At 45.5% G+C, this 15,436-nt stretch carries 12 protein-coding genes; 4 read left to right on the top strand and 8 right to left on the bottom strand.

Annotated elements, in window-relative coordinates; translation table 11 throughout:
• Nucleotides 1-12 precede the first annotated feature (12 nt).
• From BWI44_RS16520 to BWI44_RS16535, 4 genes are all read left to right on the top strand, one after another.
• Entirely contained in the window at nucleotides 13-351 is a 339-nt protein-coding gene (locus tag BWI44_RS16520) for a hypothetical protein (RefSeq protein ID WP_007667246.1), read from the top strand.
• 217 nt (nucleotides 352-568) lie between these two features.
• Complete coding sequence (locus BWI44_RS16525; protein WP_021967085.1) at nucleotides 569-1,768, top strand: efflux RND transporter periplasmic adaptor subunit; 1,200 nt, start codon at nucleotides 569-571, stop codon at nucleotides 1,766-1,768.
• Nucleotides 1,765-4,896: an efflux RND transporter permease subunit gene (locus BWI44_RS16530; RefSeq protein ID WP_115501958.1), complete on the top strand. Its 3,132-nt coding sequence runs from the start codon at nucleotides 1,765-1,767 to the stop codon at nucleotides 4,894-4,896. The genes BWI44_RS16525 and BWI44_RS16530 overlap by 4 nt, the downstream gene beginning before the upstream one ends.
• Nucleotides 4,897-4,899: 3 nt before the next feature.
• Complete coding sequence (locus BWI44_RS16535) at nucleotides 4,900-6,276, top strand: efflux transporter outer membrane subunit (RefSeq protein ID WP_044532055.1); 1,377 nt, start codon at nucleotides 4,900-4,902, stop codon at nucleotides 6,274-6,276.
• A 58-nt stretch (nucleotides 6,277-6,334) separates the two neighbouring features.
• On the opposite strand, the gene BWI44_RS16540 is transcribed toward BWI44_RS16535, so the two are convergent.
• The 8 genes from BWI44_RS16540 to BWI44_RS16575 form a co-directional block, all read right to left on the bottom strand.
• On the bottom strand, nucleotides 6,335-6,550 hold the full coding sequence (locus BWI44_RS16540) for an immunity 17 family protein (protein WP_044532054.1): 216 nt from the start codon (nucleotides 6,548-6,550) through the stop codon (nucleotides 6,335-6,337).
• Between the two features lie 6 nt (nucleotides 6,551-6,556).
• Entirely contained in the window at nucleotides 6,557-6,982 is a 426-nt protein-coding gene (gene tsaE / locus BWI44_RS16545) for a tRNA (adenosine(37)-N6)-threonylcarbamoyltransferase complex ATPase subunit type 1 TsaE (protein WP_021967083.1), read from the bottom strand.
• A gap of 25 nt (nucleotides 6,983-7,007) precedes the next feature.
• Nucleotides 7,008-8,567, bottom strand: a complete 1,560-nt coding sequence (gene porX / locus BWI44_RS16550) for a T9SS response regulator signal transducer PorX (RefSeq protein ID WP_138293171.1) — start codon at nucleotides 8,565-8,567, stop codon at nucleotides 7,008-7,010.
• Between the two features lie 16 nt (nucleotides 8,568-8,583).
• Nucleotides 8,584-11,616 (bottom strand): type IX secretion system periplasmic lipoprotein PorW/SprE, encoded by a 3,033-nt coding sequence (gene porW, locus BWI44_RS16555; protein WP_455550323.1) that lies wholly within the window; start codon nucleotides 11,614-11,616, stop codon nucleotides 8,584-8,586.
• A 15-nt stretch (nucleotides 11,617-11,631) separates the two neighbouring features.
• A complete protein-coding gene (locus BWI44_RS16560; protein WP_007667223.1) occupies nucleotides 11,632-12,459 on the bottom strand; it encodes a metal ABC transporter permease in 828 nt (275 codons plus the stop codon).
• A 1-nt stretch (nucleotide 12,460) separates the two neighbouring features.
• Nucleotides 12,461-12,877 carry a hypothetical protein gene (locus BWI44_RS16565; protein ID WP_007667220.1) on the bottom strand — a complete coding sequence of 139 codons (417 nt, stop codon included), beginning with the start codon at nucleotides 12,875-12,877 and terminating at the stop codon, nucleotides 12,461-12,463.
• Between the two features lie 3 nt (nucleotides 12,878-12,880).
• On the bottom strand, nucleotides 12,881-14,131 hold the full coding sequence (locus BWI44_RS16570; RefSeq protein WP_138293170.1) for a 3-phosphoshikimate 1-carboxyvinyltransferase: 1,251 nt from the start codon (nucleotides 14,129-14,131) through the stop codon (nucleotides 12,881-12,883).
• Nucleotides 14,132-14,391: 260 nt separating this feature from the next.
• Complete coding sequence (locus BWI44_RS16575; RefSeq protein WP_138293169.1) at nucleotides 14,392-15,306, bottom strand: helix-turn-helix domain-containing protein; 915 nt, start codon at nucleotides 15,304-15,306, stop codon at nucleotides 14,392-14,394.
• Between the last annotated feature and the right edge of the window lie 130 nt (nucleotides 15,307-15,436).

Raw genomic sequence — 15,436 nt, forward strand, 5'->3', positions numbered from 1 at the left:
AAACTAACTGTTATGGGACTGGAAGACGATTTCTTAAAGGATGATCTCGATGATGAAAAAACCATCGAATACATCAAGAATTATTTGCCGCAGGAGTTAAAAGAGAAGTACTCCGATGATGAATTCTATTATTTTCTCGATTTGATTGACGAGTATTATTCTGAAAGCGGCATCCTGGATGCAAAGCCGGATGAAGATGGATGCATCGAAGTCGACCTGGGGCAAATCGTAGATTACATCATCAAAGAAGCCCACAAAGATGAGATGGGTGAGTATGATCCGGAAGAAATCCTGTTTGTAGTTCAAGGAGAACTGGAATATACGGAGTCATTGGATGATGATGAAGAATAAGAAGTTTCAGTTAAGTAAAAGAGAAGTCCGGACAGCTTGTTCGGACTTTTTTTGTGGAATAATTCCACACTTGTAGAGTGAATTCCCCACTCTCATAATCCTTTGTTAAAACTTTAATGGTTTGACTATGAATAATAAAGGTATAGCCATCGAACTTTGGCATGCCGGTTGTGTTTTTATTTATAGGGTTTTTAACATTAACATAAACAGAGAGCTTATGAAACCGTTTTTTAAGAAGAGAGAATTCAGAATAACGAAAAAACAGGCAGTGATTGCCGCAATTGGTATAGTACTGTTAGTAGCGATTTACTGGTTTATTACTCATCGTCCGGCACCTGCACCGGATCTTCCGGTAGTAGCTGTGGAACCGGTGACACAAGATGATGTCGAAATCTATGGTGAATACGTGGGACGTGTTCGCGCTCAACAGTTTGTGGAAGTTCGTGCCCGTGTAGAAGGGTATCTGGAAAATATGCTTTTCGAAGAAGGTACTTATGTGACGAAGAATCAAGTATTGTTTGTTATCAATCAGGATCAGTATCGCGCTAAGGCGGATAAGGCTCGTGCACAGCTGAAAAAAGATGAAGCACAAGCTAAAAAAGCACAACGTGACCTGGAGCGCATTCGCCCCTTGTATGAACAAAATGCTGCCAGTCAATTAGATTTGGATAACGCGGTGGCAGCTTATGAAACGGCAGTGGCTAGTGTTGCTATGAGTCAGGCCGATCTTGACCAGGCAGAACTGGAACTTGGATATACAGTGGTTCGCTCTCCGCTGGCCGGACACATCAGTGAACGGTATGTAGACCTTGGTACATTGGTCGGTACGGGCGGCAAGTCATTGCTTGCCAATATCGTGAAAAGCGATACGGTACTGGTAGATTTCAGTATGACAGCATTAGACTATCTGAAAACCAAGGAACGTAACGTAAATCTGGGACAGAAAGATTCTACCCGTTCCTGGCAGCCGAATATTTCTATTACACTTGCCGATAATACAGTCTATCCTTTCAAAGGCTTGGTCGACTTTGCCGAACCGCAGGTTGATCCACGTACCGGTACTTTCTCTGTTCGTGCCGAAATGCCTAATCCGAAACACGTATTACTTCCGGGCCAGTTTACTAAAGTGAAGCTATTGCTGGATGTGCGGGAGAATGCAACAGTGGTTCCCCTGAAGTCTGTTATTATAGAAAAAGGTGGTGCCTATGTATTTGTTATGCGTCGTGATTCTACTGTAGAACGTCGTTTTATAGAGTTAGGACCGGAGTTCCAGAATCAAGTAGTGGTGGAGAGAGGTTTGGTGCCGGGTGAAACAATAGTGGTAGAAGGATACCATAAACTGAGTCCGGGGATGAAAGTTAAAGTTAACAATGCCCTGTTGAAGAAAGAAGATGAAGAGGGAGGGGAGAGCGTATGAAAGTAAGTTTCTTTATAGACAGACCGGTCTTTTCGGCTGTCATCTCTATACTGATTGTCATTGTGGGTATCATCGGACTGACGATGCTTCCCATTGACCAATATCCGCAGATTACACCGCCGGTGGTGAAGATTAGTGCTTCGTATCCCGGTGCCAGTGCGCTGACGGTATCCCAAGCGGTAGCTACACCTATTGAGCAAGAGTTGAACGGAACGCCGGGAATGCTCTACATGGAGTCCAATAGCTCAAACTCCGGTGGTTTCTCAGCTACAGTTACATTTGATATTTCTGCTGATCCTGACTTGGCAGCGGTTGAAATACAAAACCGCTTGAAGTTGGCGGAATCCCGTCTTCCGGCAGAGGTGGTACAAAACGGTATATCCGTAGAAAAACAGGCAGCCAGCCAGTTAATGACTATCTGTCTGAGGTCTTCTGATCCGAAGTTTGATGAAATTTATCTGAGTAACTTTGCTACATTGAATGTGCTCGATTTACTTCGCCGTATTCCCGGTGTAGGTCGTGTGTCGAATATTGGTAGCCGTTACTATGCTATGCAGATTTGGGTGCAACCAGATAAGTTGGCAAACTTTGGACTGACCGTAGCCGATTTGCAGAATGCTCTGAAAGATCAGAATCGTGAATCTGCAGCTGGTGTATTGGGACAACAACCTGTGGCAGGACTGGATATTACCATTCCTATTACAACGCAGGGACGTCTCTCTACAGTAGGACAGTTTGAGGAAATCGTAATTCGCGCTAATGCGGATGGTTCCATTATCCGTTTGCGTGACGTTGCACGTATCTCATTGGAGGCTTCTTCGTACAATACGGAGAGTAGTATCAATGGTGAGAATGCGGCTGTGTTAGGTATCTATATGCTTCCGGGCGCCAATGCTATGGAAGTGGCGGAGAATGTGAAAAAGGCAATGGATGAAATCAGTAATAACTTTCCTGACGGATTGAGTTACGAGATTCCATTTGATATGACTACTTACATTTCAGAGTCTATCCACGAAGTATACAAGACTTTGTTTGAAGCATTGATACTGGTGATTATCGTAGTATTCTTATCATTGCAAAGCTGGCGTGCTACCCTGATTCCAATTGTAGCAGTACCTATCTCTCTGATTGGTACGTTTGGTTTCATGCTGATATTCGGTTTCTCTCTCAATATACTTACCTTACTTGGATTAGTACTTGCCATTGGTATTGTGGTGGATGATGCCATTGTGGTGGTAGAGAATGTGGAGCGCATCATGCATGAAGAGAAATTGCCACCTTACGAGGCTACAAAGAAAGCGATGGAAGGATTGACGGGAGCGATTATTGCTACGTCTCTGGTATTGGCAGCTGTGTTTGTACCGGTTAGTTTCCTCGGTGGTATCACAGGGCAGCTTTATCGTCAGTTTACGGTGACAATTGTGGTTTCCGTATTGCTTTCTACTGTTGTTGCGCTGACTTTGAGTCCGGTGATGTGTTCATTGATATTGAAACCGGAATCTCATAAACGGAAGAATATTGTATTCCGCTATATCAACTACGCACTGAATACGGGCAACCGTAAGTATGTTCGCCAGATTTCACGTGTGATAGGTAATCCCCGCAGGGTATTGAGTGCATTTGGTGTGATACTGGTAGCTATTTTGTTGATAAACCGCCTGATACCGACCAGCTTTTTGCCTGTAGAAGATCAAGGATACTTTAAAGTGGAATTGGAATTGCCTGAAGGTGCGACACTGGAGCGTACGCGAATCGTATCGGAACGTGCTGTAGAATATCTGATGCTGAATCCGGCTGTAGAGTATGTTCAGAGTGTAGTAGGTAGTAGCCCCCGTGTGGGTAGCAGCCAGGCACGCAGTGAATTGACTGTTATTCTGAAACCGTGGGGTGCACGTGACGGACAGACTATCGATGAGGTAATGGCTCAGGTGAAAAAGGATTTGCAGGAGTATCCCGAGTGTAAGGTATATCTTTCCACACCGCCGGTTATTCCGGGACTGGGAAGTTCGGGTGGTTTCGAAATGCAACTCGAAGCACGTGGAGACGCTACTTTTGATAACCTGGTACAAGCGACAGACACGTTGATGTATTACGCTTCACAACGTAAGGAATTATCCGGGTTATCATCATCTTTGCAGGCAGATATTCCGCAGCTCTATTTCGATGTGGACCGTGATAAGGTGAAACTGGCAGGTGTGCCGCTGGCGGATGTGTTTTCAACCATGAAAGCTTATACTGGTTCGGTATATGTAAACGACTTCAATATGTTTAACCGTATCTATCGTGTATATATCCAGGCAGAAGCACCTTACAGGGAACATAAGGAAAATATCAACCTGTTCTTTGTACGTGGGGCGGATAATGTGATGATACCGCTAACTTCCCTCGGAACTACCTCATATACCACGGGGCCGGGTAGCATCAAGCGTTTCAATATGTTCAACAGTGCTGTGATCCGTGGTGGAGCAGCCGACGGCTATAGTTCCGGTCAGGCAATGGAGATTATTGAGCAGATTGCCCGTGAGCATTTGCCGGAGAACATAGGTGTGGAATGGAGCGGACTTTCATATCAGGAGAAGCAGGCCGGCGGACAGACGGCAATGGTGTTGGCACTGGTATTCCTGTTTGTATTCCTCTTCCTGGCTGCCCTTTACGAGAGTTGGACAGTACCGATTGCGGTATTACTTTCATTGCCGATTGCTGCATTGGGAGCTTATCTCGGAGTATGGGCTTGCGGTTTGGAGAATGACGTCTACTTCCAGATCGGGCTGGTTATGTTGGTCGGACTGGCGGCAAAGAATGCAATCTTGATTGTAGAATTTGCTAAGGAACAGGTAGATCGTGGTGCGAATGTAGTTAAAGCAGCTTTGCATGCATCACAGTTGCGTTTCCGTCCTATCTTGATGACATCTTTGGCATTTATCCTTGGTATGCTGCCGATGGTGATTGCCAGTGGACCGGGTTCTGCAAGCCGTCAGGCTATTGGTACAGGTGTATTCTTCGGAATGATTCTGGCTGTAACGGTAGGTATTCTTTTAGTGCCGTTCTTCTTCGTACTGATTTATAAGGCGAAGGCAAAAGCGAAAAGCGCGAATATTAAGAAAGTTACGAAGCGATTTAAACGATAAGTTATGAAAAGAAAATATACAATATATGGTATGATGGTGCTGATGGTACTGGCGTTCAGTTCCTGCCAGTTGGGTAAACACTATGCACGTCCGGAGTTGAATTTGCCGCAGCAACTTGACTCTACAGAACAGGACACACTTTCTATTGCTGACCGGCAATGGTGGGAACTCTATACTGATACCACGCTGCAAGCACTTATTGAGCGTACTCTTGAATATAATAAAGATATGAAAATTGCTGCTGCACGGGTAAAGGAGTTGGCAGCAATGAAACGCATTGACTTTGCTAATCTTTTCCCACAAGTCAGTGGAAAGCTGTATGCAGACAAGGAGGCGGAAAACTATGGCGGAGATAATTACGATTCGGACCGGAGTTATGAAGCCAAAGCAATAGTCTCATGGGAAGTGGACCTTTGGGGAAACCTGCGTTGGGCAAAAGATAAGAGTATGGCAGATTTCCTGGGTTCGATAGAAGCACAACGGGCACTGAAAATGAGTCTGGTGGCAGAAGTGGCTCAGGCGTATTTTGAATTGGTAGCCTTGGATAACGAATTGGCTATTGTGCGGCAGACACTGAATGCCCGTAAAGAGGGAGTTCGTTTGGCAAAGCTTCGTTTTGAAGGCGGACTGACTTCGGAGACTTCTTATCAACAGGCACAGGTGGAATTGGCACGTACTGCAACCTTGGTGCCGGATCTGGAGCGAAAGATTTCCATAAAAGAGAATGATATTGCGTTTCTGGCTGGTGATTATCCGCAGAAGATTGCACGTTCTGTATTGCCGGAAGAAGTGAAATTACCGGAAAGCCTTCCTGTTGGACTTCCTTCCACATTATTGGAGCGTCGTCCGGACGTACGTCAGGCGGAACAGAAGTTGATTGCAGCCAATGCATCAGTGGGGCTTGCATATACTAATATGTTTCCTCGTTTGGCTTTGACAGCGCATTATGGTTTGGAGAGTGCTGAGTTCTCGGATTTCCTGAAATCACCATATCATTTTTTGAGCGGATCATTACTGACACCCTTGTTTGCTATGGGAAAGAACCGCGCAATGTTAAAAGCAAAGAAAGCGGCTTATGAACAAGAGGTGTATTCTTATGAGAAATCAGTATTGACAGCATTTAAGGATGCGCGGAATGCCATTGTGGATTTCAGTAAAATCAAAGAGATTTATGAATCGCGTCTACAACTGGAACAAGCGGCACGGAGTAATGTGGAGTTGGCGCAGTTACAGTATATCAATGGCGTAATCGGATATCTGGACGTGCTGGATGCACAACGTGGATATTTTGATGCACAGATAGGTTTAAGCAATGCGATACGGGATAAGCAGATAACGTTGGTGCGGTTATATAAAGCACTTGGCGGAGGATGGCAATAGAATCCTTGAGTTTTTAGACGCAGATAATGCAGGTGTTGCAGTTTCTGCGTCTAAAAAATTATACCGTAGGTGTATTCAGAAAGAAGAACACCGACATTCCGATAAGAATAACTCCCAGTACACCATAGAATAACCGGGCACGTTTTCTTCCCACACTTTTTACAGCGAATTGTGTATTTCGGGCAGTGAAGAACCACTCCCAGTCAAATATTGCTGCCAGTAATGAAATAATGCCGGCTACTGCAAAGATGCCTTGTACGATGTATTGACTCATAAGATATTAACCTAAGTTTTCCATTGTCAACTTGCGTGAACCATCTTCCAGTTCTTCGATGGTTACTTTCACTGTATTGCCCGGCAACAGTTCTTCTACCAGCTCCGGCCATTCAATGAAACAGAGTGCCCCACTGTAGAAATAATCCTCATAACCCATATCATATACTTCTTCCAGCTTCTTGATACGATAGAAGTCGAAATGGTAAATGAGTTCTCCCGCTATGTCCGAACGATACTCGTTGATAACGGCAAAGGTGGGTGATGTAACGACATCTTCAACACCCAGTTCCTGACAAAGTGCTTTGACAAAAGTAGTTTTACCGGCTCCCATCTTTCCATAGAGAGCAAAAACAGTGTTGTCGCCCATAGCAGCGATAAACTCGCGGGCGGCTTCATGGATATGGTCCAGAGATTGAATTTTAATTTCCATATTAGATTGAATTTACAATTTACTTTCAGCTTCGTCCGCTCAGTGTGATGAGCGGGATTATCATTTCCTCCATCGAAATACCTCCGTGCTGGAAGGTATCGGTGTAGTAACTGACATAATGGTTGTAATTATTGGGGTAGGCAAAGAAATCGCGCCCTGTGGCAAAGATATAGCGCGTACTCACATTGGGTGAGGGAAGGTGTATCTCGGTCGGGCGGGTGATTTCAAATACCTGTTTGGGGTTGTATGCCATATTGCGTGATAGCTTATAGCGCAGGTTGGCATTGATTTCCTTACTGTTGCTCTGTACTTTTACAGGGTTATCTACGCGGATACTGCCGTGGTCGGTCGTGATAATGACACGATATTGACGGGATGCAAGTGCTTTCAGCAGATCGCTCAAGGGTGAATGGCGGAACCATGAAAGGGTAATGCTGCGATAGGCAGCTTCAGTAGAAGCGAGTTCACGTATCATTTTACTCTCTGTACGACTATGGCTCAACATATCGATGAAATTGAATACGGCAACGTTTAAGTCATTCTGTGCCAGGGCAGGGAGTTGTGCCAGTAAGCGTTCTGCACCGGCTGCATCATTGATTTTATGATAAGAGAATGTATCGTTGCGGCGATAACGCTCAATGATTGTACGTATCAGTGGAGCCTCGTTCAGGTTTTTGTTTTCTTCTTCGTCTTCATCTACCCACAGTTCCGGAAACAATTTAGCTATTTGGTCAGGCATCAAACCGGAAAAAATAGCGTTACGGGCATATTGTGTGGCAGTGGGCAGAATGCTGAAATAGAGTTGCTCGTCTATATTGAACAGACCGGATAATTCGTCGGCAAGTACGCGCCACTGGTCGTAACGGAAATTATCGAGTACTATGAAGAAAACCTTCTCGCCTTTGTCCAATGCCGGGAAAAGAATACGCTTGAAGAGATCTGGACTCATTAGGGGACGGTCGGCAGGTGCATCTTTGGTTGATACCCAATCTGCATAGTTCCTTTTAATGAATTTCGCAAAAGCACTGTTGGCCTCTGTTTTCTGCATGGCAAGCATTTCGCTCATGGGGCTGTCTGTAGCTTCCAGTTCCAGTTCCCAATAAACAAGGCGGCGATATAATTCCATCCAGTCGGTTGCCGTTAGTGAGTCATTAATCTGCATGCCTATCTTACCAAAGCTCTGCTGATAACCGGTTTGTGCGGCTTCGCTGACAATATCCCGGCGATGCAGGTTCTTCTTTAGCGATAATAATATTTGATTGGGATTGACGGGCTTGATCAGGTAATCTGCAATTTTCTGGCCGATAGCCATGTCCATGATATTTTCCTCTTCACTCTTGGTGATCATGACCACGGGGACGGTGGGGCAGATATCTTTTATCAAAGCCAGGGTTTGCAGGCCGCTCAGTCCAGGCATATTTTCATCCAGAAAGATCAGGTCATAGGTTGTAGCACGGCAACGGTCCAGTGCATCCTGTCCGTTGGTTACGGTGTCTACTTCGTAACCTTTGCCTTCCAGAAACAGGATGTGCGGTCGCAGCAAGCTGATCTCATCGTCTACCCAAAGGAGTTTATCTTTCTTCATAACACTACTCACTTTTTCAGTCCTCAAAGATAACACCATTTTCCGGGTCATCCTCTTCCGTAGGCAGATTTTCTTCTTTCTGTCGTTCTTCTTCCTCTGTTGGCAGGTTCAGTAGTGGCTCATCCAGCGTGTAACCTTTTAACTCAGGTTCCGGTATGGAAGAGAAGTGTGCACGGTAGAAGGTATCGTAATCGTCGAAACTATACTGTTTAATCAGTTGTTCGTAGTTGGCTTCCGATATGAGTATGGCACGCATACCACTGAGTCGTGTAGCCATTTCGGGATTGGCATAAAGACGGCGGAAGTATTGCTGCGCCTCATCGTAGTTACTGAATGGTCGGATTTGCAGCATGCCGATGCCCCGTTCGTGAGCAAACGCAAGGTCGAAGTTTTTTACTAGGAAAGTGGAGAAGTTATAGCGTGCCACTTCAAACAGTAGCATGTTCTCATTTACCTTTCCTTCTTCGTAAGCCAGAATATAAAGGAACGGTGTGTTGCGCTCTGTACTGAATGCGCTGTCCGGAGGAAGAATAGCGCTACCACTCAGACTGTCGCTTGTTAACTTGCCAGCCTCGGCAAGCTCAGCATTCCGCCGTTGCCAGATGGAGCCAAATGTATGACTGTCGCGAGCCAGCAGACGTCCTTCCTGTACCCCTTTCAGAATATGGGCAGCCAGATCAGTGATTTCATTTTGTGGATATTGCTGTACAAGTTCCTTCAGGATAGCAAGGTATTGATCAGTTTCCCCTCCCTGTAGTCGGGTGACGGCGTTGAGGAACATGAATTTGGGACGATGCTGCCCCAGAGGGTATATCTCGGCAGAAAGATGTTCGGCTGAGCGAACGGTGGTTGTATCGCCCAGTTGGAAATGTTTGTAAGCACGGGCATAGAGGGAGTCCTCACGTTGTTTGCCATATACGGCATTTTCTGCAAAATCCGGGTCGGCCAGTGTCTTGGCATAGCGGCTTTTGGGGAACCGGGCGATAAGTTCGGCCTTATATTTCTCTGCACGTTGCAGGGCAGGAAGTTCTCCATAATAATTTAGAGCCAGTTCGGTCAGGAATAACTGATAATATGCTTCATCCGCTTGTGTAAAGTCAGGGAACTGGCGTACCAGTCGTTCAAACGCAGCTTCTGCCCGTTTGAAATCCTGCATACGATCCTTGAAAATCACTCCGGCACCATATAAGGCTTCTGATAACAGTGTGTTTGAGGCTTGCATAGCTTCTTCTGTCAACGGAATTTGTGCCAGGTAGTATTCCGGGCGGTGAGTATCACCGGCAATGCTGTCGGCAGTGTTCTTTTCGTTTTCTTCTTTCCGGGGAATGGAAGAATCCATAGTTTCATTTTCCCGATTGCCATGGATTGTGTCTCCTTTAGCAACACCTTCCTCCGGTTCACTGTAATCTATCGCTTCAAAATCATCCAGTGCAACTACTGTTTTATTTTTCCTTCGCCAGTTATCTTCCAGCTTTCTGCGTCCCCACAAGCGTTGGAATTCAGCTTTTCCTTGCTCTACCAATTGAGGGTTATAGAAATACCAGTCTTGCTTTCCTCCTATTGTAGGTTGGAGGGTCTGTGGGGTAGTGACTGCATTTTCCTGTCCCGGTCTGCTGATAATTGAAGTAGCAGGTAATTGACTTTCTGCTTCTTCCCTCATCTTTTGGCGGTTTGCCTCCCGTTCAGCTTCTTCTGCAGCCTTGCGTTCAGCTTCTTCCCGGGCTATCACTCGTGCTATGATTTTCTCTATGGCTGCCATTCGCTCTGCTTCCGGCAGTCTGGCAAGATGTTGTAAGCTATCTTGTAGCTGTATGGCATTGGTATGTGGTACCAGTTCGTCCAGAATCTCTGAACGATTGGTGATAGTGGCATATTCCCGATGGGCTTTGTCTATCAATCCTATCGCTTCGGCGTATGCTTTTTGTGCTTCGGCATAACGCGCTTGCTGCCAGTACAAATTGCCCAGTGTAAGTTGAAGAACTCCTTTCTCCACACCGTTCCGAGTACTCTTCTCTATTCCTTTGTGATAGGCGGCAAGAGCTTGTACCGTATCTTTTTCGGCAAGGTATACATTGCCCAATGCATAATAAATCTGATCGAGGTATTCTTTGTTTTTCTCATCCTTGCTGAGGCGTAATAACTTTCCGGTAATCTTACGACTATTGGCGGTGGGCATCACTTCCGTCTGACGGATGCGGGCACTTAACGCCAGTTCGTATGGTGGATTGAGGCGGATTACCTTGCTGTACGCCTGATAGGCCTGTTCCGGTTGTTGCAGCGTTTGATAAGTCTGCCCCAGGAGATAGTAACATCGTGCTTTCTGTTGCTTGTTCTTTTCTTTCCTGGCTGTCTTTTCGAGATGGGGGATTGCTTCTCTGTATCGTTGGCTACCTAATAGGAAATTTCCTGTGGCCGAAGCATATGGAACAGCCAGCGCCGGTGGCAAACTGTCATTATTCACCCTGCTTAAAGCATCTTCCGCATCATATTGCCACCCCAGCGCAGAGTAGCAACGGGACAACCAGATTAAAGCTTCGGAAGTGATATTCGTCTGTCCGTCATAGAGTCGTGCAATGTAAGAGAAGGTTGCGGCCGCTTCCGGGAAGTCTCCCTTCTGATATTGAGCTTTGCCCAATAGCATCCAGGCACGATTAATGAAAGGATTGAACTCCCGGCGTGCCAGCCACTTCTTGTATTCATCCGTATAAGCCCGTCCCGGTTTACGGATAGGGCGCCGTTTGATGGAATGTTGACGAATGGCTTTTTGTGCTTTCTCAATGGCACGCTCATAGTCGGAAGTGCCGATGCCTGTAGTTTCTTTATTGCCTATGGGATAGAGGGGGAGCATCTCCATATAGTTATCTTTGTTCCCTTGCTGCTGTGCCTGCAATCCGGCTTTATAAGCTTCGTTTCCGTTGAAGTATACGTTATAACGGGTGGTCAGGGCATGGTAGAAGCGTGTACCGGCTGTGTTCTTTCGGGTGGAACATCCGGTAACAAGCATCAAAGTAACTAAGATGCCAACGAGGAGGATTGCTTTGCGTTTCAACTATACCAGTAGGTTTTACGGGGTTTGCATTTTCTGCCGTAAAGATAAATAAAAACTCTTTCCCAGCTTACATACTACATATATAATGATGGAAAAGAAGATGATAGCCGCCCCGGAAGGAACGTTCAGATAATAAGATATCATTAATCCGCCCAGGCAACTGAGATAACCGATGCCAATAGACAACCAGATAATACGGTGAAAACGATGTGTAAACAGATTCGCTGTCATTTGCGGGATGGTGAGCAGGGAAATAACCAGCACGATGCCTACCATGCGCAGGCATGCAACAATGGTCAATGCAATGAACATCATCAGTACATATTCGAATATCTGTACGGGAATACCTTGTGAACGGGCAAACTCCCGGTCGAAAGCAACATAGATGATCGGGCGCAAATATAGGACAAAGAAGATGGCTAATATTACTGCAAGTCCCGCCAGCAATGCGATATCTCCTAATGTAATCGTCAGTATATTGCCAAATAAATAAGCCGAAAGATCGGGTGCAAACCCGGGTGAAAGGAAGGTAAACATGATACCCAGTGCCATACCCAGCGTCCAGAATACAGCGATAGCCGAATCTTCGCGCATGTCATTGCGTTTGCTAAGCCATTCCACTCCAAAAGCCGACAGCACAGCAAACACACCGGCAGCCAGTATGGGAGAGACGCCTGTATATAATCCCAGACCGATGCCTCCGAAAGAAGCATGCGTCAGTCCGCCACTGATGAATACCAGCCGTCTCGTCACGATATACGTACCGATAAGCCCGCAGACAATGCTTGCCAGCAAACTGCCGATGAGGGCATGTTGAAAGAAGGTGTATTGCAGTAGCTCCACTTTAAGATCTCCTTTCTCCTATAATCAGAAATATTTCATCCTTGATATTATCCGGTAGTGCTATTCCCCGTAATTGCAGGCTGCGCACCCACCCGGCAACGTCAGTATCCTGCATTGTATAGAATACGTCCCTGAACTCATCTTCCTGTTCGAGAGTGTAGTCTTCGGGAGCAATGCCAATGTACTTGTCTAATTCTTCATCATCATAGTACTCTATCTTTTTGCTGACGGCAGCCAACAGACTGTCCCGTTCGCATACTTCATGCTGTCCACAACATTCCGCATCAACCTCTTTCACTTCGGGCATGGCATCCAGTTCTCCGCGTTCTATCTTTTTTTGCAGACGCTGGTTACGGATGTATCCTGCCATAAGGGCGATACAGACCAGTACAATAAGGCTTATAATTAGTATTAACATAGCTTATTCCTCAATTTCAATATTAAACCCTGCTTGTTTCAAATCTTTCCAATATCCCGGATAAGACTTGGAAACCACTTGTGGCTCAGCAATCTGTACCGATGGTACCAATAGGGCGGCAGGGGCAAAAGCCATCGCCATCCGGTGGTCTTCGTAAGTTGCAATCACGGGACTGGCTTCCGGTTCGCAACGCTCGCCGTTCCATATTAATATACTGTCCTGTTCCGACCTCACCACATATCCCAACTTATGTAATTCTGTGATAAGTGCCTGGATACGGTCAGTCTCCTTTATCTTCAAACTTTGTAATCCGCTGAAGCGGAAAGGTATGTTCATTAAACAACAAGTCACAACGAAAGTTTGTGCCAGATCGGGTATGTCCACTAAATCTTCCTCTAAACGGGCAACGGGAGTTCCTGTCTTGGTTAATACCACTCCCCGGTCAGTATATGTAGTCCGTACACCAAGTTTGGCGAATATCTCTGTTCCCCGGCTGTCACCCTGATAACTGCGTGGGAAAAGTCCCAGCAGTTCTACTTCTGTTTTTGCAGGTTCTTCTTTGCTGTCCTGGCTCAAGGCAACCATTTGATACCAGTAGGAAGCACCGCTCCAGTCACTTTCTACCGTGAAAGGTATGTCTTCGTATTGGCCCGGACGGACGGTAATGCTGCTTTCGGAACTCCATGCAGCGTCTGCACCGAATTCTTTCATCAATTGCAGAGTCAGATTGATATAAGGACGTGAAATGATTTCTCCTGTCAAGTTCAGCCTTAATCCGTTTTTCAGGATAGGGCCGATCATCAGTAAAGCGGATATGTATTGTGAACTTACATTTCCGGCAAGGCTGATTTCTTCGCCTGTCAATATTGTACCTGTGATACGTAGGGGAGGGAAACCTTCGTTTCCGGCATATTCTATTTGTGCTCCCAACTCGCGCAAGGCGTCCACCAGGATACGTATGGGGCGTTGTTGCATCCGTTCGGTACCTGTGATGATGCGTGTGCCGGGTGTTACACTCAGATAAGCCGTGAGAAAACGCATGGCGGTTCCGGCAGCAAGTATATCGATATGTTCGGGATTTCCGTCCAAGGCTTTTATCATGACGCAGGTATCGTCGCAATCACTCAGATTGGTAGGCGTGATATGCCCTTGTGCTAAAGCGTGTAATATCAAAGCCCGGTTGCTGATACTTTTGGAAGCCGGGAGCTGGACAGTGGTATGCAAGGTGGCAGGTGCCGAAAGTTTATAGCGCATAGTTGTATTCCTTCTTAAACGTAATAGCTGGTTTACAGGTTACAAAAGTACGATAAATATCTGAATAAAGAATATGACTTCAGGGTAACCGCACTGAAATTTCGGGATAACTGCACTGAAATTCCCTTCTTTCTGAACGGTTATGAACAAAATGTGATAAGGTGGTAGAGTGATAAAGTGATAGCAGGATAACGACCTGTGATATATAGCGCAGCTACTTGTAGCTCGTAACTTTATTCCTTTCTTCTCGCTTTGCCAATTCATCCCTCTTCAACAGACAGTACATCTTTCCTGAAATCAACTGGCGATATACCTGCTTTCCGTTTAAAGAACTTCCCAAAAGAAGACTGGTCGGAGAAGTTGAGGGTGGTAGCGATTTCCTGTACGGAAAGTTTGGAGTGAGTCAACAAGTTACGGGCTTCGCTGAATAACATTTCAAAAATAAAGTCACTTACACTTTGCCCTGTTACGAGTTTCACTATTTGCGTCAGGTGATGGGCGGATAAGTTCAGCTGGGCGGCGTAAAAATCCACTTTATGCTCTTTGCGATAATGAGTTGCCAGTAACTCAATGAATGATTTGATGATACTTTCATAACGGGTCAGGCAACCATTTGTATGTGGTAGATTAGTTCGTTCAAGGATATCGCTTAAATCGAGATAAAAGGCGAACAGGCGGTTCAGAATAACTTCTTTGTGATAGAAATGCTCTGTCTGGTCTATGTTCTTATTGATGCTGATCAGTCTTTCGGCTAATAAGCCGGCATGTGAGTGCTCTAGGGGAACTACCGGTTCGTTGTATAATCGTACGCCATATTTAGTCCGTCGGTAAATCATATCGGTGGAATCCATCTCATCTGTAAAAGCTTTGCTGACAAAGAGGCACTGGCACTGGAAATCATCACTGCATTCTCCAAAATGGAACAAATGGGCAGAAGACAGAAGTAGGAGGGTATCCGCTTGAATATCATACGTCTTGTAATTGATTACCGTATGTCCTTTTCCGGATAAAACCAATAAGATAATAAAGGCATCCAAGTGAATGTCTGATGAAAATTGTTCTTCTGCTTCCCGTTGGCCAATGGTGATACAACTGATTTTCTTTCGTGTATCATTCCTGCTACCACTGATGATAGGGAGTTCACAGATGTTTTTTATACGTATGGAAGAGGTCATTGGAGGTGATTTTATTGTAGCACAAAGGTAGCGGAATCCTTTGAAATCTCCAAATTAAACCAACTTTGCCAAATTTCGGATTTCTCTTAGCAAAGAATTAATCCGACCTTTGCAGCCGTTTTTGAGTTAA

The organism is Bacteroides sp. Phil13, from assembly GCF_001940965.1.
Taxonomy (GTDB): Bacteria; Bacteroidota; Bacteroidia; order Bacteroidales; family Bacteroidaceae; genus Bacteroides; species Bacteroides intestinalis.